Raw genomic sequence first — 25,449 nt, 5'->3', positions numbered from 1 at the left:
TTAGAATACTATAATAAATTTTCAAAATTATTTTATTTTGAAAAAGGATTTTTATGGAATTTACAAGTGAGAAATTATTAGAAACTTTTTATGAGTTTTTGTTTTTAACTGCTGAAATAAGCTTTTTATTTATTTTTATCAATATGATTATGTTTTATATTAATTCAAGATATAGCTTTAATAAATATTTAAAGAATAATATTTTTTCATATTTTATAGCAATATTTTTAGGCTCAATTACTACTTTTTGTTCTTGTTCAACTATACCTGTTTTTAATTCTTTAATTAAAAACAATATTAATCACGGAGTAGCTAGTGCTTTTTTACTAACTTCGCCATTAATTAATCCTATGCTAATTACTATGCTACTTAGTGCATTTGGTTTTAGCATAACTTTTTATTACATTATTTATATAGTTATATTTGTATTTATTATAAGCTATTTAATAGGTTTAATACCTGCAAGATTGCTATTAAAAGATATTGTAACTAAAGAATTTCAATTTAATAAAAATACCAAGCTTAATTTGTATGAATGTTTATACAAGTCTTTAAAATCATATAAGGATATTTTTTATTATGTATTATTTGGTATGTTAATAGGTGCTTTTTTGCATAATTTTATGCCTGTTGAATTTATTAAAGATTATTTATCTAGTTTTGGAATTTATGGTATATTTTTGGCTAGTTTTGTTGGTTTGTTGCTTTATATACAAACTTGCTTGATTATTCCATTGGGAGTAACTTTAATAAATGTTGGGTTTCCTATCGGTATATTTTTTAGTTTTTTAATAGCTGGTGGGGGTTGTTCTTTACCTGAATTAATTTTGCTCAAATCAATGTTTAAAACTCGTATGATGATAATATTTATCATTAGTATTTTATCAATGGCAAATATTTTTGGAATTTTACTTTATTTATTTTATTAAGGATTAAAATGAAAAATTTATTAAATTATACAGCAGCTATAAATGATGAAACTAGGCTTAAAATCTTAGCTTTTTTAGATATTCACAAAAAATGTTGCGTATGTGAGATATGTGAGAGTTTTGAAATGCTTCAGTCTAGGATTTCAAGGCATTTAAAGATATTAAAAGATGCTGATTTATTAATAGCTAGTAGGGGTGGGGCGTTTATTTATTATGAGATAAATTATGAAAATACTAAAGAGATTTTAGAGCTTTTAAAAAAGGCTAATTTTACTTTACCTGATTTAAAAACCCCAAAAGAATGTAATTCCTAGAAAATCTAGGAATTAAAATAAAAATCCAACAAAGCCATTAACAATAAGAGCATTTACAATATCTACTAAAAATCCACCCATAATAGGAACGATAATAAATGCTATTTTGCAAGGTCCGAAGTGATTTGTTACTGTTTGAAGATTTGCAATCGCAGTTGGAGTTGCACCCATACCAAAGCCACAATGTCCTGCTACAAGGCAAGCTGCTGCGTAGTTTTTGCCACAAATAACAAAGGTTACATATCTTACATAAATAATAATCGCTATTGTTTGAATTACTAATAAAACGCTAATTGGAACAGCTAATTTTATAAGTTCAACGATATTTAAAGTCATAATTGACATAGCAAGGAATAATGATAAAGCCACATTTCCTATCACACCTACTTCTCTATCAAATACTTTATGAATATTTAGTGAGCTAAAGCCATTTCTAATAATAATACCTGAAAACAAACACCAAACGAAAGTAGGTATGCTATCAAAGAAGCTTAATATTCTATTTGATTCCTTGGTTACTACACCAGTTACTGGATCGGTTACTTCATGTATAGTGATTATATTTAAAAAATTACATAAATAATCAATAACGTTCCCTGCTACCAAAGCAAGTGCAATTAAACTTAAGCTTGTAATAAAACTATCACTTGTAATTAATCTTACTTTTTGCGGACTTGTAAATGCTTCATCGCTTGATTGTTCACTACTTTCTACTTCATCGCTTTTTAGATTAAATTTCTTTACTAAGTAATTAGCCATAGGACCACCAATTAAACCACCTGCAATAAGTCCATAAGTAGCACACGCCATTGCTATATCAGTTGCTTGTGCGAAATTATAAGGTGCTTCTTGAAATGTAGCTCCCCAAGCAGCCCCAGTTCCGTGTCCACCACTAAGTGTAATTGAGCCACCAAGTAAGCCTATTAATGGATTTTCACCCATAGCACTCATTACTCCAACACCAATTGCGTTTTGAACCACTAATAAGACGAAAACAGCAATTGAGAAAGTAATTAGTAATTTCCCGCCCTTTTTGATACTATCAAAATCAGCACTAAGCCCAACCGTTGCATAAAATGCTAATAAAAGTGGGGTTTTTATATCTTCTGCGAATTTGATTGTAAAATTTGCATAATAACTAGATAAGAATAAAATAAATGCTACTATGATACCACCAGTTACAGGCTCTGGAATATCGTAATTTCTTAAAAAGCTAGAATATTTAGTAATTATTCTACCCAAAATTAAGACAAGCATAATACAAATAAATGTGCTATAAAAATTAAGTTCAAGCACACTAGTGCCATTATCATTGCTAAGCAAAGTTGCAATACCGAGATTGATTTTTTCCATTAAAACTCCTTTTATTAAATCGCTTTATTTTGTCTTAAAATATTTAATTTGTTACAAATATAAGCAATTAATTTTGTTTTTTTAAAAAAGTGAGTAATTTTGTAATAATTTTGAGATTTTATTTAATAAAGTTTTGATTGATATATAAAGAAGAGCTACCTAAAAGGTAGCTTAGAAATTATTTGCTTTCAGCGTCTTTTTTTTCTGCTTCTGGCTCAACTGCAACTGCTTGTGCATTTGCATCAGCATTTTCTACTGATTGAGTTTGTTCTACTGGTTGAACTTTTGTAGCGTCTGTATTTTCTTCTGCGAATAAACCTGCACTAAATGCACCTAAGATAGCTGTTAAAACTAATAACTTTTTCATTTTTTCTTCCTTTTTAATTAAAATGCGCCGGCATTCTACTCCTACAATCTTAAACTTTACTTAAAAAAAATAAATTTTGAAAAAATATTCTGAAATTCCTAATATATAGTCAAATTAGCGATTTTAAATTAGCAAAATATTTATAAAATTATTAAATATATTTATATAATTTAAATTAAATAATTATGGATTTTAAAATAGGAATTTAGTTCCTATTTTATTGATTTTGTTTTTGCATTATCTGTGTTTAGTAAAGAACTAATTCTTACTCCATTAAGATAAATTATCCAAGAAAAATAAAGCCATATAAAGAAAAATAAAACAGCAGAAAAACTACCATAAATGCTAGCATATACTTTATTTAATGATATATAAAATACAAAAAGACTTTTAAAAATGCTCCAAACCAAAGCTACTAAAAAGCTTACTAGAGCTATGATTTTAGGATTTAAATGTTTATTAATTGATATATGAAAACATACAAAAAACAAAGCCCAAATGATTAAAAAAGGTAAAATCCCTAAGAAATTAAATTTAAGTCCTATTGCATCTATATATTTTTGAATTTTATAACTTAAATAAAAGCTAGTTAATAATCCTAAAGGCGCTAGAGTAATTAGCGACCAATATGTGCTAAGCGATGAAAAAAAGCCCTTTTTAGGAGTATTGCTAATGTGCGAGATGGTATTTTCATAAGCATTAAAAAACATAAATAAAGCAAAAACCATAGCGATAATTCCTGCTACATCAAGTTTTGTGCTATTTTGTAAAAATTGCTCTATGTAATTTACAGAATTTGCTTCTTGGTTTGGCAAAATTAAGCTAAATATAAAATTATTTAATTGGCTGCTTTGTTCTTTAAAACTTGGCATATGAGCGAATACAAAAAAACTTAAAGATAAAATCGGAATAATATTTAAAACACTATAAAAAGAAAGCGAGCTAGCGTGTTGTAAAATACCTTTATCACTTACATTAATAATTGTTTTTAAAATGTGTAAAATCTTTTTCATAAAAATCCTAGATAAATAAAAAATATTAAGTTCAAACTTATAACAAAAATTGCTAAATACCTATGAAAAATTGATAAAAAACTAAGTATTAAATAAATGAAAAAATATTTAAATTCCAATTTAAAATTAATTGCAAACATTTTAAAATCTAAAAATATTAATAAGTATTTATCCAATAAATCTCCTAAATTAATAATATGTAAAAACAAAACTAAAGGATAAAAAATCACAAAAATAGGAGTTAAAATAATCCCTAATAATTGTTGAAAACTAAGCAATGGAAAAAAGTATAAAACAGGTGCAACCATTGCAAAAAAGGTGCTAAGTTCAAGGCAGATTAGTTTTGTAAGCGAATTAGCATTAAAATGATAAATAAATAAAAATATATAAAAGACCCCAAGGCAAGAGAAGAAAAACCCTACATTAAATAAAAAACTAGGATTAATAGCAATGCAAATAAAAAATGCTAAAAATAAATGCGAAAAACTAAGAATTTTAATTGCTCTAATTATAAAATAAAATCCCAAAATAGCCATTATAAATGAGCGAAAATAGCTTGCAACTAGACCAATTTCATAAAAATATAAGGCTAAGATTATGAAAATAATTATCCCTAAATCAAAATGAATTGACCTATATGGGAAAAATCTTTTTTGAAAATACTTATAAATAATTGAAAATATAAAGAAAAATATGGAATAAATAAGCCCTAAATGATAGCCTGATATTGCTAGTAAATGTGCAATTCCATAGTAATTTACGCTATCTCTTAAATCCTTGCTAATGCTTTTTGCAAAAAATAAAGCTCCAAAAAATTGCTTCATAGTTAAATTCTCGTGCTGATCTATAAAATAACTTACAAATGCGTTCTCTTTAATCTCTTCTAATTCTTCTAAAGCATAGCTTGGTAAATAAAATCTAGCTTGTAAGTATTCATAAAAATTAAGCTTATTTTTAGCTGCGAATTTTAAGCTGATTTGATTGGATTTAATTTCTTTTTTAGTAGTTGTGTATATTAAAACATCTTTATATGCAAGTGCTAGAACATAATAACTTTTATTATTTTTAGTTTTTGAATAATTATTGTTTATTTTTAACTCATAACTATCTTGTTCTAAAAACTCGCAAAAATCTAAGAATTTCAAATGCACTTGCAAACAAAATACAGCAATTAAAACAATAAATATTATAAAATAATGTTTTTTATTGATTATTAGAGTTCTTTTGCTCTTTATATTCATCACATAAATCGTTTAAAAAACAATTATTACAATCAGGTTTTTTAGCCTTGCAAATATATCTTCCAAACAAAACCATTCCTTTATGCAATTTATCAAGGTCGGTTTTAAATAGTTTTGTAAGCTCTTTAGCACAATCATTAGGAGTTTTTGCATTTGATATTTTTAACCTTTTGCTAACTCTAAAAATATGAGTATCTACAGCCATTACATTTGCACCCAAACTCTCGCATAAAACCACATTAGCAGTCTTTTCTCCAACCCCTGCAAGATTTATTAAATCATCAAATTTCATAGGTATAATTCCTGAATGAAATTCCACAACACTTTTTGCCATTTTGATAAGATTAATTGCTTTATTTTGATAAAAATTACAACTTTTAATTAATTCTTTTATATTCATTAAATTTGCATTTGCTAAAGAATTTATATCAGGATAGTTTGCAAATAAACTTGGTGTTATTAGATTAACCCTACTATCAAGGCATTGAGCTGATAGCATAACACAAACTAAAAGTTCATAATCATTATTAAAAATTAATTCACTTTTTGCGTTTTTATAATTATTTAAAAATCTATTTTTAATTTCTTTTTCTCTTCTTCTCATAATTACTATCTTACTATTTTTTTACACAATATTTGTAAAATGATATATCAAATCAATTGAAAAAGGAAGATATTATGAAAAAAATTTCATTAGTTCTAGCAGGACTTTTATGTGGTGTAAGCTTAAATGCAGCTGTGGTTGCAACTTATAAAGGTGGAGAAATTACAAGCGATGATTTAGCACCTTATTTAGCTCAATTTCAAATAAGCGATGTAAGTGCGCTTCCAAAAGAAGTTAAAGATGGTTTAATAAGAGATGTATTATCAAAAAGACTTTTTGCTAAAGAAGCTGAAAAGATGAAATTAGATAAAGATGCGAAATTTCAATCAGCTTTAAATAGTGCAAAAGAATTATTACTTGCTCAACAATATTTATTGAAAAAATTTGAAGGTATCAAGGTAAGTGATGCTGAAATTAAAAAATATTATGATGAACATTTAAATGATTTTAAAGTTCCTGAAGCTGTAAAAACTAAACATATTTTAGTTGCTAGTGAAGCTGATGCTAAAGAAATATTAAAACAATTAAAAGGTCTTAAAGGAGATAAATTAGTAGCTAAATTTAGCGAACTTGCTAAATCAAAATCACTTGATAAAGGTTCAGGAGCAATGGGTGGCGATTTACCTTATATGAGTGCAAATGAATTAGTTCCTGAGTTTTTCAATGCAGCTAAAAAACTTAAAAAAGATGAAGTTTCAGAACCTGTAAAATCTCAATTTGGTTTTCATGTAATCTTAGGAGAAGATTTTAGAGCTAGCAGACAAGGAAGCTTACAAGAAGCAACTCCATTTATTGAAAATGGTTTAAAAAATGAAAAACATAAAGAATTAATTAAAAACGAAGTTGAGAATTTGATTAAAAATTCAGGCTTACAAGTTAAATAAGGATTTATAATGGGTGTTTTAGAATTGGTAAAACCAGGTGTTATTTATGGTAAAGATTTAGAGCGCGTTTATGCTTACGCAAAAGAAAATAAATTTGCAATTCCAGCAGTAAATGTTGTAGGAACAAATTCTATAAACGCCGCATTAAAAGCTGCTCGTGAAGCAAATTCGCCTATTATTATTCAATTTAGTAATGGCGGAGCTAGTTTTTTTGCAGGAAAAGATTGTCCTAATTCAGCAGTAATTGGAGCAATTGCAGGTGCAAAGTATGTGCATGAAGTAGCAGCTGCTTATGGAGTAGTTGCTATTTTACATACTGATCACGCAGCAAAAAAACTTTTACCTTGGATAGATGATTTAATTAAGGCAAATAAAGAATTTTATGCAATTCATAAAAAACCTTTATTTAGTTCTCATATGCTTGATTTAAGCGAAGAAAGTTTAAACGAAAATATTGAAATTTCTTGCGAATATTTTAAGAAATTTAACGCATTAGAAATCGGTATAGAAATTGAATTAGGTTGCACTGGTGGAGAAGAAGATGGAGTTGATAATACAAATATTGACAATGCTAAATTATACACTCAACCAAGCGATGTAGCACTAGCTCATAAAGAATTAAGCAAAATTGGGACAAATTATACAATCGCAGCAAGTTTTGGTAATGTTCATGGGGTTTATAAACCAGGAAATGTAAGACTTGAGCCAGTAATTTTGCATAATTGTCAAGAATATTTACAAAAGGGTGCAAAACCACTTAATTTTGTATTCCACGGCGGAAGTGGTAGTGAAGCAGAAAAAATCACTGAAGCAATCAATTACGGCGTAATTAAAATGAATATAGATACTGATACTCAATGGGCATTTTGGGATGGTGTTCGTGAATATGAAGTAAAAAATCACGGATATTTACAAGGACAAATCGGAAATCCTGAAGGCGATGATAAGCCTAATAAGAAATATTATGACCCAAGAATGTGGTTAGTTGCTGGAGAAAAATCTATGCAAAAACGCCTTTTACAAGCGTTTAGCGAGTTAAATTGTATGAATAGGAATTAATCTTGCAAACAATAATTGTTAAAAAGAAGAAAAGTGTATTTTCTTCTTTTTTATTTTTAATCTTTTTACCTTTATTAGTCTTCGTGTTAGCGATTTTAGCTTATTTAAATATTATAAAACTTATTATGCCATTACATACTATTATAATGTGTGCTGTGCTCTTAGTATTTGCTATGTTTTTTGCACCGCAAAATGAATATTGTGTATATGCAAAAATTAAAAAGAATTCATTAATTTTTGAAAATGATTTAAAAGATTTTATTAAAGATAATTCTTTAAGAATTGATGAAACTAGTAAGGCTAATGTGAGTTTTGATGAATTTTTTGATAATTATTTACATAAGCTAAAGCCACTTTCATTTGGATATATTGCTAGTGCTGTTTTTCCAATGATTGGAATTTTAGGAACATTTATAAGTATTGCAATATCTATGCCTGATTTTAAAGTAGGTAGTTCAGCTGCGCTTGAAGGAGAAATTAGCTTATTGCTTAGTGGAATTTCAACTGCTTTTTATGTTTCAATTTATGGGATTTTTCTTACTATTTGGTGGATGTTTTATTCAAGACTTGGTATTGCTAAAATTAATAATTTTAAAGAAAATTATAGAATTAATAGTAAAAAATATTTTTGGAGTAAAGAAGAATTAGAAAGAATTTCTCTTAGAAAAAATAGTGAGTTATTTTCTAATACAAATTTATTATTATCAAAGCTTTATGATAATGAGTTTTTTAATGAAATATCAAAACTCCATCAAGATAAATTTACAGGTTTTAAAGAATTATTTAAATCTTATGAAAAAATTGCGATAGTTCATACAAATTTAGCTCAAAAATCTTTAGAATTAAGCAATAAAAATACTAAGCAAATGCAAGAAAAAATAGATGAATTTTCATTAAGAATTGAAAATAGCTTGAAAGAATTTGCTAAATTAAAAGAAGATTTAGAAGCTAAATTATTAGATTTTAAAAATATTTATGAAGATGAAAAACACGAATTTAGAATAGTTGATGAATTAAAAGCTGATATTGAAAACCTTAGTAAAGAAGCAAATCAGGTATTAAATAAAATAAATAATGCGTAATAAAGATAATAATAATTTTTGGATAGTTTATGCTGATTTGATGGCTGGATTGTTGTTTGTATTTATTTTAGTTCTTAGTGCTATTGTTTTAAAATATATTTTTACACAAAATGAGCTAAAAAATGAACAAAAACATTTAGATGAATCAAAAGCTTTAATAATTAGCAAAGATGAGCTTTTGAGCTCGTTAAATGAAGAGCTTGAAAAACTCAATATTTCATTAAACGATGAGCTAAATAAAAATAAAGATGCAAATGATTATATTAAAAAATTGCTTCTTAATTTAGATGAAAATGCAAAAAATAAGGAAGAATTATTAAGCAATATTGACAAAAAAGACGCACAGATTTTAATACTACTTAAAAATCTTGAAGATACTGAAATAAAAATAAAAAATAAAGATGATAAAATAGACGAATTAGCAAAGCAATTGAGTGGGTTTAAGGTTGAATACGAAAAGCTTAAAAATAATAAAACAAAATTAATTCAAGCTTTACAAAATAAATTATCAAATGATATTTTAATCAATCTTAATTCAGGCAGTATTAGCTTAAATGCTAGTATTTTGTTTGATAGTGCGGAGTATTTGATTAAAGATAGTGCAAAAGAAGAGCTTAAAAAAACTCTAATTAAGTATTTTGATGCCTTGCTTAGCTCACCTGAAATTCTAGCTAATATTGATAGTATAGTGATTGAAGGACATACTGATAGTGTTGGTGGATTTACTTATAATCTTGAGTTATCTCAAAAAAGAGCTTTGGAGATTATGAAATTTATTAATTCGTTTTATAATGATAAAAGATTAGAAAAACTACTTGTAGCAGTTGGCAAAAGCTATAATGATTTAAAATTTAAAGATGGCGTTGAAGATAAACAAGCAAGCAGAAGAATAGAAATAAAATTACAATTTTCAAATGAACAAGCAATCAAGGAATTTGAAAGCGTAATTTCAAAGGATTTAAGTGAAAATAGCAATAATTAGACTTAGTGCAATGGGCGATATTTTTCATATGCTATGGCATATTAATTATATAAGAGCTGCATATCCTAAAGCTAGGATTGATTTTTTTGTAGATTCTAGGTTTTATTTTTTACTTGATGGACTTATTTGGTTTGATAATATTTATTCATTACCACTTAAAAAACACCCAATAAAAGCATTAAAAGAGATAAAACATTTAAAAAAATCATATGATATTAGTATTGATTATCAAGGAAGAATAAAATCAGGTTTTTTAGCAAATTATTTGAGTGCAAATTCTTATGGATATTCTAAAAATGGCTTAAGAGAAAAATTAGCTTATTATTTTTATAAAAACCATTGCAATTGTGATTATTTAGAAAATGTGTATAAAAGAAGCCTTGAATTAACTCGCTTTGCTTTAAAAGAATTTAAAAATGATGATTTAGTAACTAGCGATGTATTAATTTATGATGAGATAAAAACTCAAAATATTATGAATAAAATAAAGCCTTTAATAGAAGATGAATTTATATTATTACATAATGGCTCAAGCAAGATAAATAAAATGCTTCCTTTAGAAAAATTGATTGATATTTGTAAAAATTGTGATTATAAAATATTGCTTAGTTGGGGTTCTCAAATAGAACTTGATAGAGCAAATGAGATTGCAAAAGAATGTAAAAATGCTAAAGTCTTGCCTAAAATTTCATTAAATGAATTAGTGTTTTTAAGCAAATTAGCAAAATTAATCATAGGAAATGATAGTGGGACTACTCATATTGCTGTGGTTTTAAATCGTCCTAATATAACTTTTTTAAACGAATGTGATAAAAAACCTGCAAAAAGATTAATAAGTCCATCTAATTTACAACATTATTTTTATAAATTTAGCGATGTAAATAAAGAAAAAGTTTTAGATATTATTAATAAGGTTTTTAGCAAATGAGAGATTATTTATATATTTTTATTTTTTATTTTTTTAATTTTTTACTAAAATTAATTCCCAATAAGATTTTAAAATTCTTTGCTAATTTAATCGGTAGCCTAACATTTAGAATTAATAAAAAACATAAAAATATAATCTTAAAAAACTTAGAGCATTTTTGCAAACTCACACAAGCTCCAAAAAGTATAGAAATTACGAAACAAGTTTATAAAAAATTTGCCTTTTATATATTATCAATGGTAAAAAATCAAAATATAAGCCAAGAAAAATTATTAAAACAAATTAAATTATTTAAAAACGAAGAATATTTACAAGATTTATTAAATTCTAATGCAAAAATAGTTTTTACAACAGCACATTATGGATATTGGGAGATTTTGCCATCTGCTGTTGCTATTAAGTATAATTGTAAAATTAATATAATTGGAAGAGCTTTAGAGAGTGTAAAAATTAATGCCATACTTACTAAATATAGAGAAAATTTCGGAGTAAAACTAATAGAAAAAACAAATGCTTTAAGACCTATGATTAAGGCTTTAAACAATAATGAATTAGTAGGAATTGTAAGCGATCAAGACGCACATATTAAAGAAAGTAGCGAGTTTATTTTATATGGTAGAAAAGTTACTCAAAGCAATGCAGCAAGTCTTATAGCTAAAAGGTGTGATGCTTATTTATTGCCTGTTTATATTTATGAAATTAGCGATGGTTATTGTATAGAGTTTTTTAAGCCATTAAAGGCTAGTGAAAAAACAATAGAAGAACTTAGCTTTTATCAATTAGAATGCACGAAAAAAATGTGGGAAAAAAATCCTAGCGAGTATTTTTGGTTTCACAAAAGATTTAAGACATTTTATGGGGATGAGTATTGAAAATTTTTATATATTTACCTAATTGGCTAGGCGATGCTATTATGGCTGCTGGTGCTATTAATGCTTTAATTAAAAAATATCCTAATGCAAAAATTACTTTTTATGGAAGTTTTGTAGCTTGTGAGCTTTATAAGGATTTAGGTGAAATTGTAGTAGAGATAAAAAAACAAAGATTAAAGCAAATTAAGGCTTTAAAAGAAGAATTTGATTTAGGAATTTCATTTAAAGCAAGTTTGTCATCTAAGTTTTTATTATTTATATTAAATGCTAAGAAAAAATTTTATTTTAAAGCAAACAAAAGTGATAATACTCATCAAGTTTTAAAATATTTTAATCTAATAAAGCCACTTGGATTGGATGAACAATTAAACACAGCTTTACCTTTTAAAAAGCTTAAAACAAGAAAACTAATAGGAATAGCAGCTGGTGCTAATTATGGTGCAGCTAAATGCTATGAGCCTAGTTATTTTGCAAAAATTGCTAGCACTTTTAAAGAGCATAAAATAATACTTTTTGGGACTAAGAATGAAGCTGGAATTTGTAATTTTATTGAAGATGAGCTTAAAAAATACGATATAAAAGCCATTAATTTGTGCGGTAGAACTAATATTAAAAGATTGGCTTTAGCAGTTTCTAGCCTTGATTATTTATTGGCAAATGATAGTGGAATTATGCATTTAGGTGCTAGTTTTAATATAAAAGTTCTAGCATTTTTCGGAGCTACAAATATTAAACAAACTTCACCATTTTGCAAAAATGCAAAAGTTTTTAGTATCAATTTAGCCTGTTCGCCTTGTATGAAAAGAGTATGTCCTTTAAAGCACCACAATTGTATGAAACAAATGACACCTGAATTTGTATTAGAACAAATGAGATAAATCAAGTCTTTTTATTTCTTTAAAGAGTAAAATACTCCTAAAATTATTCAAAGGAGATTTTATGAAATTTAATGTAATTTATGAAGTAAAAGATTGGCAAGGCAATTCAAGTGAGTTAAAAATAACTCCAATTTATGATGATGAAGCAAACAAAGAAATCCAAATTATTTTACCAAAAGGTAAAATTATGCAAGAGCATAAAGCTCCAGGAGTGATTGTAGTTCAAGTTTTAAAAGGGGATATTGAGTTTGTAATTGATAATAAAAGTATAAATTTAAAAGATTTGATGAGTATAAAAGTAGCTGCTAATATTAATCATAGTTTAATTGCTAATGAAGATAGTATAATTAGACTAAGTCTTGCAAAAAATGATAATTTTAGTAGGGTAAAAAGCGTTCAAATTGATTAATACTTTAGAGGTTTTTCAACCTCTAAATAATTAGCAAGAATATGTAGTTTTAAATTCGTATGCAGTTGGGCGTTGTTCTACTGGCCAAACTTGATTTTTAAACTTCATATGTTGATAATCTTGTATGCAAACATCAGTAAATGCAGGTTTTAAATAAGCATTATCACGGATTAAGCTCTCTAAAGCACCCCTTAGAGTATGTGGTAATTGCTCTATTCCTTTTTCTCTAATTTCATCAAGGCTTAATTTAAATAAATTCTCATCCATAGGTCCAGCTGCAGTAAGCTCATTTTTAATTCCATCAAGTCCTGCTAAAAGCATAGATGAAAATGCCAAATACACATTACTAGAACTATCAGGAAAACGCATTTCAACTCTAGCACTTTTTTCGTTAATTCCATAAGGCACTCTACAACTAGCCGAACGATTTTGGCAAGAGTAAGTTAGAATTGATGGAGCTTCAAACCCTGGGATTAATCTTTTATAAGAATTAGTAGTTGGATTTGTAAATGCTGTTACACTTCTAGCGTGTCTTAAAACCCCACCTATATAATGAATTGCAGTCTTGCTAAGTCCTGCATAGCCACTTTTATCATAGAATAGGTTTTTGCCATTTTTAAATAAGCTCATATGAACGTGCATTCCGCTACCATTATCAAGATGAAGTGGTTTTGGCATAAATGTAGCAGTTTTACCATTTAGATGAGCTACCATTTTTACTACATATTTATATATTTGAACATTATCAGCAGCTTCTACTAAAGTATTAAACTTAACCCCGATTTCTCCTTGACCTTGTGCGTTTTCGTGGTGATGAACAAAGCATTCAATACCAACACGCTCTAAAACTTGAACCATTTCAGCTCTTAAATCTTGCATACTATCAACAGGAGGAACTGGAGTATAACCACCTTTTCTTCTTGGGCGATGACCGGTGTTATAAGCGTCTTCATAATGCTTACCATCATTCCATTCACCTTCTTCTGTGTCTATTTGATACATAGCATAATTCATTGTATCTACGATTTTAATATCATCAAAGATGAAAAATTCATTTTCAGCACCAAAATACGCAGTATCAGCAATATCACTACTTTCTAGCATTTTAAGAGTTCTTTTTGCTATTGTTCTTGGGCATTTTTCATAAAAATCATTTTTATAAACATCAAAAATATCACAGATTACAATAACGGTATTGTCGCTTGTAAATGGGTCAATAAAAGTTGTTGTAACATCAGGGATTAATATCATATCACTTTTTTCAATTGGTTGCCATCCTTTATACGAGCTTGCATCAAAAGGAATTCCATTAGTAAGTGTATCTTTTGTTACACTTTTCATAGTGTATGTATGATGATTCCAAGTGCCATCAAGAGAAGTAAATCTAAAATCTACAAACTTTATTTCATTGCTTATGCAAAAATCAAAGAATTCGGTAACATTATTTACAAATTTAGCCATTTTTTTAACCTTAAGTTAGATTTGATTAGCTATGATTTTAGCTAATATTTTTTAATTAAGTATTATTTTAAGGAAGAAAAATAATGACGCAAGAAGAATTAGATGCTTTAATGGCTGGTGGGCTTGATGATTTTGAAGATGAAATTGTTAATGATATAAAAGAAGAAGTTGTAGAGCCTAGTGAAGCAATTGAAGATTTAGAAGATGAAGAATTGAGTTTAGAAGAAGAATATAAATCATATAGACCAGATTCAAGGAAATCTTGGCCACCACCACCACCAACAGAAGATCATAAAGTTGTAAATCAATTAGATGATGTAACTCGTGATAGTGAAGTTAAAGCTACTGAATTACTTGAAAAAATTGAAACAATGATGGATTATTTTGCAACTGCTGAAAAGATTATAAAAACCTTTAAAAAATCAGTTCAAAATCAAGTTGAGTTATTTACAACTTTAAATGAGAAATTTCCTAATGTTAATAAATTTAGTGAATGTTTAGCTGAATGCAAAGAACAATTAGCAAAAATTGATGAAGCATTAGATAATTTAGCAATGGGACAAGATGAAGCTATGATGGCAATGGATGCTATGCAATATCAAGATATTCATAGACAAAAAATTGAGCGTGTAATTAATGTAATGAGAGCATTATCTAAGTATATGAATAGCTTGTTTGAAGGCAGAATTGATGATGAAAAAAGAGTTAGTAGTGCTGTTCATATTGAAGGAGATAGCACAGCTGATTTGGTTACAAATGATGATATTGAAGCATTAATTGCGTCATTAGGTAAAAAATAATGCTAACTCCACAAATAATTGCTCCAGCAGGTAATTTAAAAAAATTAAAAATTGCTGTAAATTATGGTGCTGATGCTGTTTATGCAGGACTTTCATCGTTTTCTCTACGCTCTCGTGCTGCTAAAGAATTTGATGAAACTAGCTTTGCAGAAGGTATAAAATATGCTCATAGCAAAGGTGTGCAAGTTTATGCAACTGTTAATGGTTTTCATGTGAGTGCTCAATTAGAAGGTCTTAAAAGACATTTAGCCTTACTTGCTGAGTTAAAACCTGATGCGTTAATAATCGCTAGTATAGGTGCTATGAGATTAGCAAAACAAATAGCTCCTAATATTCCTATCCATGTTAGCACTCAAGCAAATATTTTAAATTATGAAGATGCTTTAGTTTATAAGGATTTAGGTGCAAAAAGAGTTGTGATTGCTAGAGAATTAGGCTTAAAAGATGCTTGTGATATAGCAAAAAATGCAGATATTGAAATAGAAGCATTTGTGCATGGCTCAATGTGTTTTGCTTATAGTGGAAGGTGTTTAATATCAGCAGTTCAGAGTGGAAGACGCTCAAATCTTGGTGCATGTGCTAATGATTGTAGATTTCCTTATGAATTATATGCGAAAAATCCAGAAAATAATGCTTTATTTAGAATAGTAGAAGATGATTTAGGAACACATATTTTTAATTCTAAAGATTTAAAGCTTGCTAATTATATAGACAAAATTATGGAAAAAAATGCCATAAATGCCTTTAAAATAGAAGGAAGAACTAAGAGTGAATATTATGTAGCTTGTGCAACTAGAACTTACAAACAAGCTGTAATTGATACTTTAAACAATCAATTTGATGCAAAAAAATATGATGATGAGTTAAATACTTTAAAATCTCGTGGATTTACTGATGGGTATTTAATGGCTAGACCTTATGAAAAAGATGATACTCAAAATCACGAAACTTCAATAATGCAAGGCACAATGCAAGTGCATGGGTTTAGTGAAAATGGTAAAAGCATAGCTAGTAAGGGAATTATTAAAAAAGATTATGAATATGAAATATTTGCTCCATTAAATGCAAATATTGAATTAGTAAATAATGAAATAGGCGAAATTTATAAGCGTGATGATAAATATTTTTGTAAATTTAAAAAGCTTATAAATGAGAATAACAAAGAATTTAGCGAATTACATAGTGGCAATATAAATGAGATTTTAAGCCCATCTTTATTGCCAGAATTTAGCTTTTTAAGAGCATAGGAGTTTTTATGCAAACATATCTTGAACTTAGTGAATTTTGCAAATTAGTTCATTTGAATGAAGAAGTTGTAATGGCTATGATTAAAAGTGGTTCATTAAAACACAAATATGAAAATGAAAAGCTTTTAATAGAAGCAAATGCAGGGACTTTTGCAATTGTTCCTGTAAAAGATAAAAACATAGAAGTTCAAGATATTGCAAATACCCCTGCAGGTAATTTTATAGAAAAGACAATAGGAACTATTCTTAATCTTCACGAGAAAGTCTTAGATGCAAAGGATGAAACTTTAGAAGTTTTAAGGGGTGAAAATGCCTTTTTAAAAGAAGCACTTTATTCTATGCAAGAGCTTTATGATGAAGATAGAAAAGTAATAGATACTCTAAATAAAGAATTAGAATTAGCTAGAGAAGAAATTGAATATCTTAAACGCAAATATAAACTAATGTGGAATAAAGCTGTAGAAAATTATCAAAAAGATATTAAAGAATAAAAATGAGAAAATTCTTATTATTTGTATTTATTAGCGTGTTTTGTTTTGCTAATCAAGGTTTAGAGTATTATAAAAATAAAGAATACGAAAAAGCTGCTAAAATTTGGGAAAAAGAATGTGCTAAAGATAATTTTAAGTCTTGCAGTTTTTTAGGTTATATTTATAGTCAAGAAAAATATGTAAAGCAAGATTATTCAAAAGTAATTAAGCTATTTAAAAAAGCTTGTGATGCAAATGAGTTTGGTGCTTGTTTTGGTTTAGGCTGGATATATAAAAATGGAAAAAGTATAAAACAAGATGACAAAAAAGCAAATAACTTATATGAAAAAGCTTGTAATGCAGATATTTTTGAAGCGTGTTATAATTTAGGTAATTCTTATTATATTGGACAAGGTGTAAAGCAAGATTATAGTAAATCAATCAAGTTGTATGAAAAAGCTTGTGATGGAGAAGTTTTTAATGCTTGTTATAATGCTGGCATTTCGTATAGCGAAGGAAAAGGCGTAAAACAAGATTACAATAAAGCAATTAAATTATATGAAAAAGCTTGTGATGGAGAATATCCTATGGCTTGCAATAATTTAGCTCTTGCTTATTTTAATGGAGAAGGTGTAAAAGAAGACTATAATAAAGCGCTTAAATTAAGTAAAAAAGCTTGTGATTTAGGCGAGCAGATGGGTTGCTATAATTACGACATACTTAATCAAATAAAGTATTAGAATTTAAATCATTCATTATAGATTTAAATTCCACATAATAATTTGCGTAAAATATACTTTTTTTTATTACAATCAATAATATTACAAAAAGGAGAAATTATGAAAGTTTTATTAATTAAAGATGTAAAAGGCTTAGGTAAAGCCGGAGAAGTTAAAGAAGTAAAAGATGGTTATGGTCAAAATTTCTTAATCGGTAAAGGTTTTGCAAAAGTTGCTAGCACAGAAGTGCTTAGAAAACACGCAAGTGATTTAAAGAAAAAAGAAGAGCAAGACAGATATGAACTTGAATTAATGAATAAATTAAAAGATAGTTTAGCTGATAAAAAAGTTATTATTAAAAAACAATTAGGCGCTAATGGAGCATTATTTGGTGGAGTTACAAAAGATGAAATTTCACACGCTATTAAAGAGCAATTCAACCTTGAACTTGATAAAAAAAGCATTCAAGATTATGCTATTAAAGCAGAAGGTGAGTATAAAGTGAGTGCAAAATTAGGTCATGGCATTGTTGCTGAATTTGTAGTAGTGGTAAAAGGTGCTTAATGTTTCACGCTACTACGATTTTAGCTTATAAAGGAAAAGACGCTTCAGTAATTGGTGGTGACGGGCAAGTTACTTTTGGAAATACGGTTTTAAAGGGTAATGCAGTAAAACTTAGAAAGCTTTATGAAGGAAAAGTATTAGCAGGTTTTGCAGGAAGCACTGCTGATGCTTTTACTTTATTTGATATGTTTGAAAAAATGCTTGAGAGTAAAAAAGGAGATTTAGAAAGAGCTGTTATTGAGTTTTCAAAAGAGTGGAGAAAAGATAAATACTTAAGAAAACTTGAAGCTATGATGATAGTTTTAAATAGAAAACAAATCTTTTTATTAAGCGGGACAGGCGATGTAGTTGTGCCACAAGATGAGTGCATTTGTGCTATTGGAAGTGGTGGAGCATACGCACTTAGTGCTGCAAGAGCATTGCATAATCATGCGAATTTAGATGAATTAACTTTAGTTAAAGAAAGTCTTAAAATTGCAGGAGAGATTTGTATTTATACAAACACAAATATAACTACTTATGAATTAAGGGATTAAGAATGCAGATGTTACCTAAAGAAATTGTTGAATTTTTAGATGAATATGTAATAGGTCAAGAAAAAGCTAAAAAGGTAATTGCTATTGCTTTAAGAAATAGATATAGAAGATTAAAGCTTGAAGAAAGTATGCAAGATGATGTTGTTCCTAAAAATATTTTAATGATAGGAAGCACAGGTGTTGGTAAAACAGAAATTGCAAGAAGAATTGCTAAATTAATGGGCTTACCTTTTATTAAAGTAGAAGCTAGTAAATATACTGAAGTTGGTTTTGTTGGTCGTGATGTAGAAAGTATGGTAAGAGATTTAGCTAATGCAGCTTTAACTTTAGTAAAAAACGAGCATTTAGAAAAAAACAAATCAAGATTAGCTGAACTAATAGAAAATAAAATTTTAGAAAAATTATTACCGCCATTGCCAAAAGGTGTTAGTGAAGAAAAACAAGTAGAGTATGAAACTAGCTTAGAAAAGATGAAAGAGCGTTTAAGAAATAAAGAATTTGAAGATAAGGTTATAGAAATTTATGTAACCCAACGCTCACTTGAGACAAATCCAAATCTACCACCAGAACTTGCAAGTATGCAAGAGATGGTAAAAGTAATTGGTATTGCTGATAAAAAAGTGAAAAAAGAGTTAAAAATTAAAGACGCTAGAAAAGTTTTAGAAACTGAATTAACAGATAGTGTTTTAGATAATGAAAGCATTAAAGATGAAGCCTTAAAAAGAGTTCAAAATGAAGGAATAATCTTTATTGACGAGATAGATAAAGTTGCGGTAAGCTCGGGTAATTCAAGTAGACAAGACCCTAGCAAAGAAGGTGTTCAAAGAGATTTGTTACCTATCGTAGAAGGTAGTGTAGTAAATACTAAATTAGGTAATGTAAAAACTGATCATATATTATTTATTGCAGCAGGTGCATTTCATTTAAGTAAGCCAAGTGATTTAATCCCTGAATTACAAGGTAGATTTCCACTAAGAGTTGAGCTTGATAGCTTGGGTGCTGATGAATTATATGAGATTTTAACAAGACCTAAAAACTCACTTTTAAAACAATATAAAGCACTTTTAGAAACTGAAGGAGTTAATTTAGTGTTTGAAGATGATGCTATTAAAAAAATTGCAAAAATAGCAGCACAAGCAAATGAAAGTATGGAAGATATAGGTGCTAGACGCTTACATACTGTTATTGAAAAATTAGTAGAAGATATTTCTTATGAGTGTGATAAATACAAAGATAAAGATTGTGTAATAGATACAAAATTAGTTGATGATAAATTAGGCTCTATTATAGAAAATCAAGATATAGCAAGATATATTTTATGAAAAGCGGTTTTGTAAGTGTAATCGGCAGAACAAATGCCGGTAAAAGCACAATGATTAATTCTTTACTAGGCGAAAATATTTGCCTAGTATCACATAAAGAAAATGCCACAAGAAGAAAAATGAATGTGGTAATAATGCACGATGAAAATCAAATAATATTAATAGATACTCCAGGCCTACACGAAAGCAATAAGAATTTCAATCAACTATTAATAGAAGCTGCTAAAAAGAGCTTAGATGAGTGTGATTTGATTGTATTCGTTATGAGTATTTTTGATAGTTTAGATGAATATAAAAAATTTTTAGATTTAAAGCCAAAGGTTGAGCATATTGTAGTTATAAACAAAGTTGATTTGGTTGAACCTAAAAAATTGTTAGATAAATTAGAAGAATTTAATAAATTAGATATTGTTCCTAATATCATTCCTTATTCATCAAAAAATAAATTTTATAAAAATAAATTATTAGATGAGATAGTAAAGTATTTACCAGAACACCCATATTTTTTTGACCCAGAATTTAGCACTGATAAAACAACTAAAGATGTTATTAAAGAATTAATAATAGAAAGCATTTATCAAAATCTTAGTGATGAATTGCCATATTGTTGTGAAGTGTTAATTAATAAAATTATAGAAAAAGATAATTTTTTAACTATTTATGCCGATATTATTACAGATTCAGAAAATCATAAAGCAATGCTAATTGGTCGAAATGCTAATACAATTAAGCGTATTGGAATAGTCGCTAGGAAAAGAATTGCTGAAGTTTTTTTATTAAAAATTAACTTAAAGTTGGTTGCAAAAGTTCAAAAAAAATGGTACGATAATGAGAACTTTTTAAAAAAAGTAGGCTTAAAACAATAAAAAATAAAAGGTATTTAAATGGCGAAAACAGCGAAAAAAAGAGAATTGGTCGCTTTTGATTCAAGTACAAAAAAACTCTATAAACTTGCTGATAATGTCCTTAGTGAAATTACCGTTAAGGAAAAAAGCAATTCTGCTTACAATATTACCTATATGCCAGGTGAAAATGTAAAGTATGCTTCTGTTGAGGTTCCAAACGATACAGATGAGGATGAAATCAGTATAATTACAAACAAAACTTATGAAGTGTTAGAATTAGATATAGACAAGGATTATAAGATATCTTATAGTATTTCTAATGCTAGTATGGGAATTAATACAGTATATAATGTATTTGTAGTAGAAAATGAAAAAATTGAAACAGAATTTAAAGATGTAGCTAATAAGCTTCAGTATATTGATTATATAGATATTGAACCATTGATGTATCAAAATTATTATACAAGCAAACTTATAGAAAGTGATGGAGTTCAAGTATTTATATATTTTCATAAAACATATACAACACTTACTGTGTATAAAGATGGAGAATTAATAAACTATAAGATTATTAATAAACTTAGCATAGATATGTTGCATGGTAGCTTTTCTCATGATTTAGGAGAGAGAATTCCTGAACATATGTTTTTAAATGAATTATCAAAATATGGTTTTGACCATGTAGATGATGCAAAAAGAGTTTCACTTAATAAGGTTTTAAGCGAGTCTTTTAAATTCTTAATTAATAATTTATCTTTAATATTAAGAGGTGCTCAATTAGATAATGTTACTATTACAAAAGTATTTGTAGGAACTGATATTGGGTTAAGTCAAAATTTCTTAAAAAAAGTTGAAGTATTGTTTTCTTGCTTTAGGTGTCTTGATGATGATATTATACTTGAAACTATGCTTAATAATAAAGTTGAAATTGGAATTAATAGTCTTGAGGTAGCAGAATTTATTAATATCCATAAAATTAAATATGATTTATTTAAAAATATTAGAAATTTTACCGTTGAGGTTAATACACCTTCTGAATTTACAACTACTCCTGAAAAAGAAGGCGGAGAATTAAGGATTAATCCATTTGTTTTATTAAGTTTGTTAAGAGCTAATGAACAATTAAAAATGCCAAATGATGTATTCAACATATCTACATTCTTAAGACCACCACCTTTTGCGAAGAGATATTCTGGGAAGTTAATTTTATCAATTTTGGCTGTTATTGTATTGGCTAGTATTTATCCTATATATAATTATATAAATGGTAAATTTATTGAAGTAGAAGAAAGAGATACTAGTGAAAAAATTCCTGCTAAACAAACAGAATATACAAGAATTGATAATGAAATTAAAAACCTTGAAAGTAGATTATCTAGTTTATCAGCTGAAGTAAATGAAGCTAGAAGAACTTTAGAATTTAGATATACACTTTTAGATAATATTTATGATAAAAAAGTTAATTATCTATCAAAAGCTAGTGCAGCTACAAAAATGGCTAGTATCTTAAATCAAAGCAATATTAAAGTAACAAGTATGTCTTTTGATAATGATATTATAAATGTTAATTTAAAAGGAACTGCAACAGGTATAACTTCATTCTTAAAAGAAATAGGTGCTGATGATACTTATAGTATTGAATCAAGAGATGTATTGATTAAGATATTAAATCTTGATGATAAAGATAAAGAGCATGAAAGTAATATTGTAATAAAGGTTTTAAGATGAAACAAGGTAGTATTTTTGATAAAATAGATAATTATTACGAAAAGCAGCCTAATACTAATATATTCTATATGAGTATATTTATGTGTGTATTTTTATTTGGTTATTTAATCTATGATTATACATATGAGAGTTCAGAGCAGTATGTGGCAGAACAAACAGAATTGTTAAATAAAGCTAAAGAAGAGTTAAGAAGACTTGATGATTTTATTGAAAGAGAAAAGCAAAACTCAAGAATACAAAAATTAACACAAGATATCATTAGCGAAGAAAAAGCAAGAAAAGAAATCAGTGATGAGAATATGTATTTTGATGATAAATTAAAAGAAGCGTCAAAATTATTATATAATCAAAAAAATTGGTCTGAGTTTATGGCTAAAATTAATGAATTATCTAAAAAATATCAAGTAGTTTTAGGTGATGTAAGAAGCAGTGTAAATGATTTGGTAAGTCAAAAAGTAGAAGAAGTTTTTAATGTTCAATTTTCTTTAACTGGTAAATTCCAAAATATTTTACATTTTGTAAATAGCTTAGAAAAATCAATTGATGTTGTAGATGTAAATATGCTTAAACTATACAAAATTGAGCCTACAGATAATCCTAATAAGGATAATAATGGTGGCGAAAATAACAAAGTTTATACAAATGACATTCAAGCTGATGTTAAAATCTCAATATGGGGGATTAAATATTAATGAAAAAAGTATTATGTATATTAGTTTGTATTCAAGCAATTTTTGCTATGACAAGAACAGAACTTGACAATAAATTTAATGAATTAGTTCAAGTTAGAAATACAATAGACTATCTTGAAATTACAAAAACAAATGATCCTTTTTATAAGGACAAAATCAAATCAGACGAGGTTATAACTTTTACTTTATATGCTATTGTAGATAAAAGAGTGAAAATCAATCAAAAATGGTATGGTTTAAACGAAATAATTACTGCAGGTTATAGGGTAGTTAGTATTAATAATGAAAGAGTTGGTCTTTCAAATTCAATTAATTATGTAGAACTTAATTTAAAGGATAATCAGAATGTTCAAATCAGTGTTAAATAAAACTATTATATCTTTAAGTGCAGCGCTAATGCTATCTAGCTCATTAAGTGCAGCAGATTGCTCAAAAAGAGCTTTTGATATTAAAGTAAATAAAGAAGATACTTCAGCTTACGAAATAATTAATCAATTATCAAAAGTATGTGATTTTAGTGTAGTTTATAAAGATTCATATTCAAAAGGAATATTGAGTACTAGACAAGATGGAATAAGTATTAAAAATATGCATATTAATGGCATTTTTGATTTGCTTATTGCTGAACAAGGTTTAGATTATGATTTTTCAAATAATATCTTAAAAATTCAAGGTTTAAATACTAAAACATTTAAATTAGATTATATTACTTCAGTTCGTAAGGGTAGTGCTATTACTAAGGCAAATGTTGAATCTCAAGCAAGCAGTAGCGATAGCAGTAGCTCAAGTTCAAGTTCAGGTTCAAGTTCAGATAGTGATAATATGATTGAAACTAAAGAAGAATTTGATTTTTGGAAAAACATAGGCAAAGAGATTTCAGAAATAGTTCAAAATTCAGGTCAAAATATTCCTATTACACCTCCTACAATCAATGCTAATGCGGGTTTAATCACAGTTACTTCAAGTAATGAAATTTTAGATAGGATTGAAACTTATTTAAATCAAGTTCAAGAATCACTTAAAAAACAAGTAGTAATTGATGTTTCAATTATTGAAGTAAGCCTTAATAAATATCATAAAACAGGTATAGATTGGACACAATTTAATTTAGGTTTTAGTACGGCTGGTTCTACTATAGGAGACCGATTACAATTTACTGGTATTGGAAGTTACTTGCCTACAATTTCGCTTGGTACTGGTAGTCCAAGGGATAAAACAGCAAATTATACAGGTTTGCAAGTTGGTAAATCTCATAATGGTAAATGGTTTGGTAAAGAAAATATATCTTTAAATATGGGTGTTAATTTAACAGGTATGATAAATTTTCTTAAAGAAAGTGGAGATGTTAAAGTTGTTTCAAGTCCTAAAATCGCAACTTTAAATAACCAACAAGCATTAATCACGGTTGGTGATACATATAATTATAAATTAAAAGGAAGTAGCACAACTACAGATAGTGGTAGCACGGGTGATGCTGATGAAGAAAAATCAATTTTCGTAGGTATTTTATTAAATATCTTACCTGAAATATCAGATGATAATAAAATTATGCTAAGAATTAATCCAAGCATTAGTGAGCTAATAAATAGTGAAGATAAAAACGTTAAAGATGGCTATAGGGTTGTTGCTCCAGATACAAAACAAAAGAAATTATCAACAGTTGTTCAAGTAAGAGATGGAGAGACTATTGTTTTAGGTGGTCTTATTACTGATACTGAAGTTTTTAGTAAAAATGGAATTCCGGTATTACAAGACATTCCTTTATTAGGAAAATTATTTGGCTCTAAATACAAATCAAAAGACAAAACAGAATTAGTGTTTGTTATCACTCCGCATGTTGTTGATTTTACTAAAGATAAAGAAGAAGTAAGAAAATCTTTAGAAGATTTAGGATACTCTTTAGCACTAGATTATAAAGAAGATTTAAAACCTACTGCTACTAAAAACTTATTTAAAGAAAAAGCAGAAGAATTTGATTCAATAAATAATGTTGAATAAGGGTTGCTATTGAATAAATATACATTAGCTAAAGAATTATTTATAGACAATTTAGAAAGCCTTAGATTTATCAATCTTGATAAATCTAAGATTGCTTATCATAAGATTATAACTTCATTAGAAAAGCCTTTAAAATTAGTATTGTTTTATGG

At 27.4% G+C, this 25,449-nt stretch carries 28 protein-coding genes; 22 read left to right on the top strand and 6 right to left on the bottom strand.

The genetic code is table 11. The annotated features are described in order from the left end of the window. Positions 1 to 53 precede the first annotated feature (53 nt). On the top strand, positions 54 to 929 hold the full coding sequence (locus KJQ97_RS04770; RefSeq protein WP_214120124.1) for a permease: 876 nt from the start codon (positions 54 to 56) through the stop codon (positions 927 to 929). A gap of 8 nt (positions 930 to 937) precedes the next feature. Continuing rightward, positions 938 to 1,243: an ArsR/SmtB family transcription factor gene (locus tag KJQ97_RS04765; protein ID WP_214120123.1), complete on the top strand. Its 306-nt coding sequence runs from the start codon at positions 938 to 940 to the stop codon at positions 1,241 to 1,243. A 12-nt stretch (positions 1,244 to 1,255) separates the two neighbouring features. On the opposite strand, the gene KJQ97_RS04760 is transcribed toward KJQ97_RS04765, so the two are convergent. From KJQ97_RS04760 to nth, 5 genes are all read right to left on the bottom strand, one after another. After that, positions 1,256 to 2,596, bottom strand: coding sequence for a sodium/glutamate symporter (locus tag KJQ97_RS04760; protein ID WP_214120122.1), 1,341 nt, complete (start codon positions 2,594 to 2,596; stop codon positions 1,256 to 1,258). A 178-nt stretch (positions 2,597 to 2,774) separates the two neighbouring features. Further along, positions 2,775 to 2,963, bottom strand: a complete 189-nt coding sequence (locus KJQ97_RS04755) for a hypothetical protein (RefSeq protein WP_214115772.1) — start codon at positions 2,961 to 2,963, stop codon at positions 2,775 to 2,777. Positions 2,964 to 3,175: 212 nt separating this feature from the next. Further along, positions 3,176 to 3,976, bottom strand: coding sequence for a YihY family inner membrane protein (locus KJQ97_RS04750; protein ID WP_214120121.1), 801 nt, complete (start codon positions 3,974 to 3,976; stop codon positions 3,176 to 3,178). Beyond that, positions 3,973 to 5,217: a ComEC/Rec2 family competence protein gene (locus KJQ97_RS04745; RefSeq protein ID WP_214120120.1), complete on the bottom strand. Its 1,245-nt coding sequence runs from the start codon at positions 5,215 to 5,217 to the stop codon at positions 3,973 to 3,975. The genes KJQ97_RS04750 and KJQ97_RS04745 overlap by 4 nt, the downstream gene beginning before the upstream one ends. Next, positions 5,180 to 5,821, bottom strand: coding sequence for an endonuclease III (gene nth / locus KJQ97_RS04740; RefSeq protein ID WP_214120119.1), 642 nt, complete (start codon positions 5,819 to 5,821; stop codon positions 5,180 to 5,182). The genes KJQ97_RS04745 and nth overlap by 38 nt, the downstream gene beginning before the upstream one ends. Before the next feature lie 74 nt (positions 5,822 to 5,895). Here nth and KJQ97_RS04735 point away from each other — a divergent pair, with 74 nt between their 5' ends. The 8 genes from KJQ97_RS04735 (at position 5,896) to KJQ97_RS04700 (ending at position 12,915) form a co-directional block, all read left to right on the top strand. Next, entirely contained in the window at positions 5,896 to 6,705 is an 810-nt protein-coding gene (locus KJQ97_RS04735; protein ID WP_214120118.1) for a peptidylprolyl isomerase, read from the top strand. A 9-nt stretch (positions 6,706 to 6,714) separates the two neighbouring features. Next, positions 6,715 to 7,764: a class II fructose-bisphosphate aldolase gene (fbaA, locus tag KJQ97_RS04730; RefSeq protein WP_214120117.1), complete on the top strand. Its 1,050-nt coding sequence runs from the start codon at positions 6,715 to 6,717 to the stop codon at positions 7,762 to 7,764. Between the two features lie 2 nt (positions 7,765 to 7,766). Then, on the top strand, positions 7,767 to 8,846 hold the full coding sequence (locus KJQ97_RS04725; protein ID WP_214120116.1) for a MotA/TolQ/ExbB proton channel family protein: 1,080 nt from the start codon (positions 7,767 to 7,769) through the stop codon (positions 8,844 to 8,846). Continuing rightward, the gene (locus tag KJQ97_RS04720; protein WP_214120115.1) at positions 8,839 to 9,828 is read left to right on the top strand and encodes an OmpA family protein; all 990 of its coding nucleotides are present in this window, start codon (positions 8,839 to 8,841) and stop codon (positions 9,826 to 9,828) included. The genes KJQ97_RS04725 and KJQ97_RS04720 overlap by 8 nt, the downstream gene beginning before the upstream one ends. Then, positions 9,809 to 10,756 (top strand): glycosyltransferase family 9 protein, encoded by a 948-nt coding sequence (locus KJQ97_RS04715; RefSeq protein ID WP_214120114.1) that lies wholly within the window; start codon positions 9,809 to 9,811, stop codon positions 10,754 to 10,756. Before KJQ97_RS04720 ends, KJQ97_RS04715 begins: the two co-directional genes overlap by 20 nt. Further along, a complete protein-coding gene (locus KJQ97_RS04710) occupies positions 10,753 to 11,628 on the top strand; it encodes a lipid A biosynthesis lauroyl acyltransferase (RefSeq protein WP_214120113.1) in 876 nt (291 codons plus the stop codon). Before KJQ97_RS04715 ends, KJQ97_RS04710 begins: the two co-directional genes overlap by 4 nt. Continuing rightward, entirely contained in the window at positions 11,625 to 12,506 is an 882-nt protein-coding gene (locus tag KJQ97_RS04705; protein ID WP_214120112.1) for a glycosyltransferase family 9 protein, read from the top strand. Before KJQ97_RS04710 ends, KJQ97_RS04705 begins: the two co-directional genes overlap by 4 nt. 61 nt (positions 12,507 to 12,567) lie before the next feature. Further along, a complete protein-coding gene (locus KJQ97_RS04700) occupies positions 12,568 to 12,915 on the top strand; it encodes a cupin domain-containing protein (RefSeq protein WP_214120111.1) in 348 nt (115 codons plus the stop codon). A gap of 30 nt (positions 12,916 to 12,945) precedes the next feature. On the opposite strand, the gene glnA is transcribed toward KJQ97_RS04700, so the two are convergent. After that, positions 12,946 to 14,376, bottom strand: a complete 1,431-nt coding sequence (glnA, locus tag KJQ97_RS04695; protein WP_214115760.1) for a type I glutamate--ammonia ligase — start codon at positions 14,374 to 14,376, stop codon at positions 12,946 to 12,948. Positions 14,377 to 14,459: 83 nt separating this feature from the next. On the opposite strand from glnA, the gene KJQ97_RS04690 reads away from it, so the two are divergent. The 12 genes from KJQ97_RS04690 to mshL all read left to right on the top strand — a co-directional run bounded on the left by KJQ97_RS04690 (position 14,460) and on the right by mshL (position 25,297). Further along, positions 14,460 to 15,176: a chemotaxis protein gene (locus KJQ97_RS04690; RefSeq protein WP_214115759.1), complete on the top strand. Its 717-nt coding sequence runs from the start codon at positions 14,460 to 14,462 to the stop codon at positions 15,174 to 15,176. Further along, positions 15,176 to 16,423 (top strand): peptidase U32 family protein, encoded by a 1,248-nt coding sequence (locus tag KJQ97_RS04685; protein WP_214120110.1) that lies wholly within the window; start codon positions 15,176 to 15,178, stop codon positions 16,421 to 16,423. The genes KJQ97_RS04690 and KJQ97_RS04685 overlap by 1 nt, the downstream gene beginning before the upstream one ends. 8 nt (positions 16,424 to 16,431) lie before the next feature. Next, positions 16,432 to 16,914, top strand: a complete 483-nt coding sequence (locus KJQ97_RS04680) for a DUF3972 domain-containing protein (protein WP_214115757.1) — start codon at positions 16,432 to 16,434, stop codon at positions 16,912 to 16,914. Positions 16,915 to 16,916: 2 nt separating this feature from the next. Next, positions 16,917 to 17,633 (top strand): tetratricopeptide repeat protein, encoded by a 717-nt coding sequence (locus KJQ97_RS04675; protein ID WP_214120109.1) that lies wholly within the window; start codon positions 16,917 to 16,919, stop codon positions 17,631 to 17,633. A gap of 99 nt (positions 17,634 to 17,732) precedes the next feature. After that, positions 17,733 to 18,176: a 50S ribosomal protein L9 gene (gene rplI, locus KJQ97_RS04670; protein WP_214120108.1), complete on the top strand. Its 444-nt coding sequence runs from the start codon at positions 17,733 to 17,735 to the stop codon at positions 18,174 to 18,176. Then, positions 18,176 to 18,712 (top strand): ATP-dependent protease subunit HslV, encoded by a 537-nt coding sequence (gene hslV / locus KJQ97_RS04665; RefSeq protein WP_214115754.1) that lies wholly within the window; start codon positions 18,176 to 18,178, stop codon positions 18,710 to 18,712. The genes rplI and hslV overlap by 1 nt, the downstream gene beginning before the upstream one ends. 2 nt (positions 18,713 to 18,714) lie before the next feature. After that, positions 18,715 to 20,034, top strand: a complete 1,320-nt coding sequence (gene hslU / locus KJQ97_RS04660; RefSeq protein ID WP_214120107.1) for an ATP-dependent protease ATPase subunit HslU — start codon at positions 18,715 to 18,717, stop codon at positions 20,032 to 20,034. Further along, positions 20,031 to 20,900 carry a GTPase Era gene (era, locus tag KJQ97_RS04655; protein WP_214120106.1) on the top strand — a complete coding sequence of 290 codons (870 nt, stop codon included), beginning with the start codon at positions 20,031 to 20,033 and terminating at the stop codon, positions 20,898 to 20,900. The genes hslU and era overlap by 4 nt, the downstream gene beginning before the upstream one ends. A gap of 18 nt (positions 20,901 to 20,918) precedes the next feature. Further along, positions 20,919 to 22,607 carry a hypothetical protein gene (locus KJQ97_RS04650; protein ID WP_214120105.1) on the top strand — a complete coding sequence of 563 codons (1,689 nt, stop codon included), beginning with the start codon at positions 20,919 to 20,921 and terminating at the stop codon, positions 22,605 to 22,607. After that, positions 22,604 to 23,299: a hypothetical protein gene (locus tag KJQ97_RS04645; RefSeq protein WP_214120104.1), complete on the top strand. Its 696-nt coding sequence runs from the start codon at positions 22,604 to 22,606 to the stop codon at positions 23,297 to 23,299. The genes KJQ97_RS04650 and KJQ97_RS04645 overlap by 4 nt, the downstream gene beginning before the upstream one ends. Further along, on the top strand, positions 23,299 to 23,667 hold the full coding sequence (locus KJQ97_RS04640; RefSeq protein WP_214115749.1) for a hypothetical protein: 369 nt from the start codon (positions 23,299 to 23,301) through the stop codon (positions 23,665 to 23,667). Before KJQ97_RS04645 ends, KJQ97_RS04640 begins: the two co-directional genes overlap by 1 nt. Next, positions 23,645 to 25,297, top strand: coding sequence for a pilus (MSHA type) biogenesis protein MshL (gene mshL / locus KJQ97_RS04635; RefSeq protein WP_214120103.1), 1,653 nt, complete (start codon positions 23,645 to 23,647; stop codon positions 25,295 to 25,297). Before KJQ97_RS04640 ends, mshL begins: the two co-directional genes overlap by 23 nt. Positions 25,298 to 25,449: the final 152 nt, after the last annotated feature.

The organism is Campylobacter sp. 2018MI01 (genome assembly GCF_018501205.1).
Lineage (GTDB): Bacteria > Campylobacterota > Campylobacteria > Campylobacterales > Campylobacteraceae > Campylobacter_E.
This window is presented reverse-complemented; position numbering and strand designations above follow the sequence as displayed.

What these genes read in the sequence shown, in the direction of transcription:
- KJQ97_RS04650 (WP_214120105.1), top strand. Translation starts at nt 20,919, where the DNA reads ATGGCGAAAACAGCGAAAAAAAGAGAATTGGTCGCTTTTGATTCAAGT.
- KJQ97_RS04720 (WP_214120115.1), top strand. Translation starts at nt 8,839, where the DNA reads ATGCGTAATAAAGATAATAATAATTTTTGGATAGTTTATGCTGATTTG.
- hslU (WP_214120107.1), top strand. Translation starts at nt 18,715, where the DNA reads ATGCAGATGTTACCTAAAGAAATTGTTGAATTTTTAGATGAATATGTA.
- mshL (WP_214120103.1), top strand. Translation starts at nt 23,645, where the DNA reads ATGTTCAAATCAGTGTTAAATAAAACTATTATATCTTTAAGTGCAGCG.
- KJQ97_RS04745 (WP_214120120.1), bottom strand. Translation starts at nt 5,217, where the DNA reads ATGAATATAAAGAGCAAAAGAACTCTAATAATCAATAAAAAACATTAT.
- KJQ97_RS04770 (WP_214120124.1), top strand. Translation starts at nt 54, where the DNA reads ATGGAATTTACAAGTGAGAAATTATTAGAAACTTTTTATGAGTTTTTG.
- era (WP_214120106.1), top strand. Translation starts at nt 20,031, where the DNA reads ATGAAAAGCGGTTTTGTAAGTGTAATCGGCAGAACAAATGCCGGTAAA.
- KJQ97_RS04750 (WP_214120121.1), bottom strand. Translation starts at nt 3,976, where the DNA reads ATGAAAAAGATTTTACACATTTTAAAAACAATTATTAATGTAAGTGAT.
- KJQ97_RS04755 (WP_214115772.1), bottom strand. Translation starts at nt 2,963, where the DNA reads ATGAAAAAGTTATTAGTTTTAACAGCTATCTTAGGTGCATTTAGTGCA.
- KJQ97_RS04690 (WP_214115759.1), top strand. Translation starts at nt 14,460, where the DNA reads ATGACGCAAGAAGAATTAGATGCTTTAATGGCTGGTGGGCTTGATGAT.
- glnA (WP_214115760.1), bottom strand. Translation starts at nt 14,376, where the DNA reads ATGGCTAAATTTGTAAATAATGTTACCGAATTCTTTGATTTTTGCATA.
- KJQ97_RS04640 (WP_214115749.1), top strand. Translation starts at nt 23,299, where the DNA reads ATGAAAAAAGTATTATGTATATTAGTTTGTATTCAAGCAATTTTTGCT.
- KJQ97_RS04765 (WP_214120123.1), top strand. Translation starts at nt 938, where the DNA reads ATGAAAAATTTATTAAATTATACAGCAGCTATAAATGATGAAACTAGG.
- fbaA (WP_214120117.1), top strand. Translation starts at nt 6,715, where the DNA reads ATGGGTGTTTTAGAATTGGTAAAACCAGGTGTTATTTATGGTAAAGAT.
- KJQ97_RS04645 (WP_214120104.1), top strand. Translation starts at nt 22,604, where the DNA reads ATGAAACAAGGTAGTATTTTTGATAAAATAGATAATTATTACGAAAAG.
- KJQ97_RS04710 (WP_214120113.1), top strand. Translation starts at nt 10,753, where the DNA reads ATGAGAGATTATTTATATATTTTTATTTTTTATTTTTTTAATTTTTTA.
- KJQ97_RS04700 (WP_214120111.1), top strand. Translation starts at nt 12,568, where the DNA reads ATGAAATTTAATGTAATTTATGAAGTAAAAGATTGGCAAGGCAATTCA.
- KJQ97_RS04680 (WP_214115757.1), top strand. Translation starts at nt 16,432, where the DNA reads ATGCAAACATATCTTGAACTTAGTGAATTTTGCAAATTAGTTCATTTG.
- KJQ97_RS04735 (WP_214120118.1), top strand. Translation starts at nt 5,896, where the DNA reads ATGAAAAAAATTTCATTAGTTCTAGCAGGACTTTTATGTGGTGTAAGC.
- rplI (WP_214120108.1), top strand. Translation starts at nt 17,733, where the DNA reads ATGAAAGTTTTATTAATTAAAGATGTAAAAGGCTTAGGTAAAGCCGGA.
- hslV (WP_214115754.1), top strand. Translation starts at nt 18,176, where the DNA reads ATGTTTCACGCTACTACGATTTTAGCTTATAAAGGAAAAGACGCTTCA.
- KJQ97_RS04760 (WP_214120122.1), bottom strand. Translation starts at nt 2,596, where the DNA reads ATGGAAAAAATCAATCTCGGTATTGCAACTTTGCTTAGCAATGATAAT.
- KJQ97_RS04675 (WP_214120109.1), top strand. Translation starts at nt 16,917, where the DNA reads ATGAGAAAATTCTTATTATTTGTATTTATTAGCGTGTTTTGTTTTGCT.
- nth (WP_214120119.1), bottom strand. Translation starts at nt 5,821, where the DNA reads ATGAGAAGAAGAGAAAAAGAAATTAAAAATAGATTTTTAAATAATTAT.
- KJQ97_RS04685 (WP_214120110.1), top strand. Translation starts at nt 15,176, where the DNA reads ATGCTAACTCCACAAATAATTGCTCCAGCAGGTAATTTAAAAAAATTA.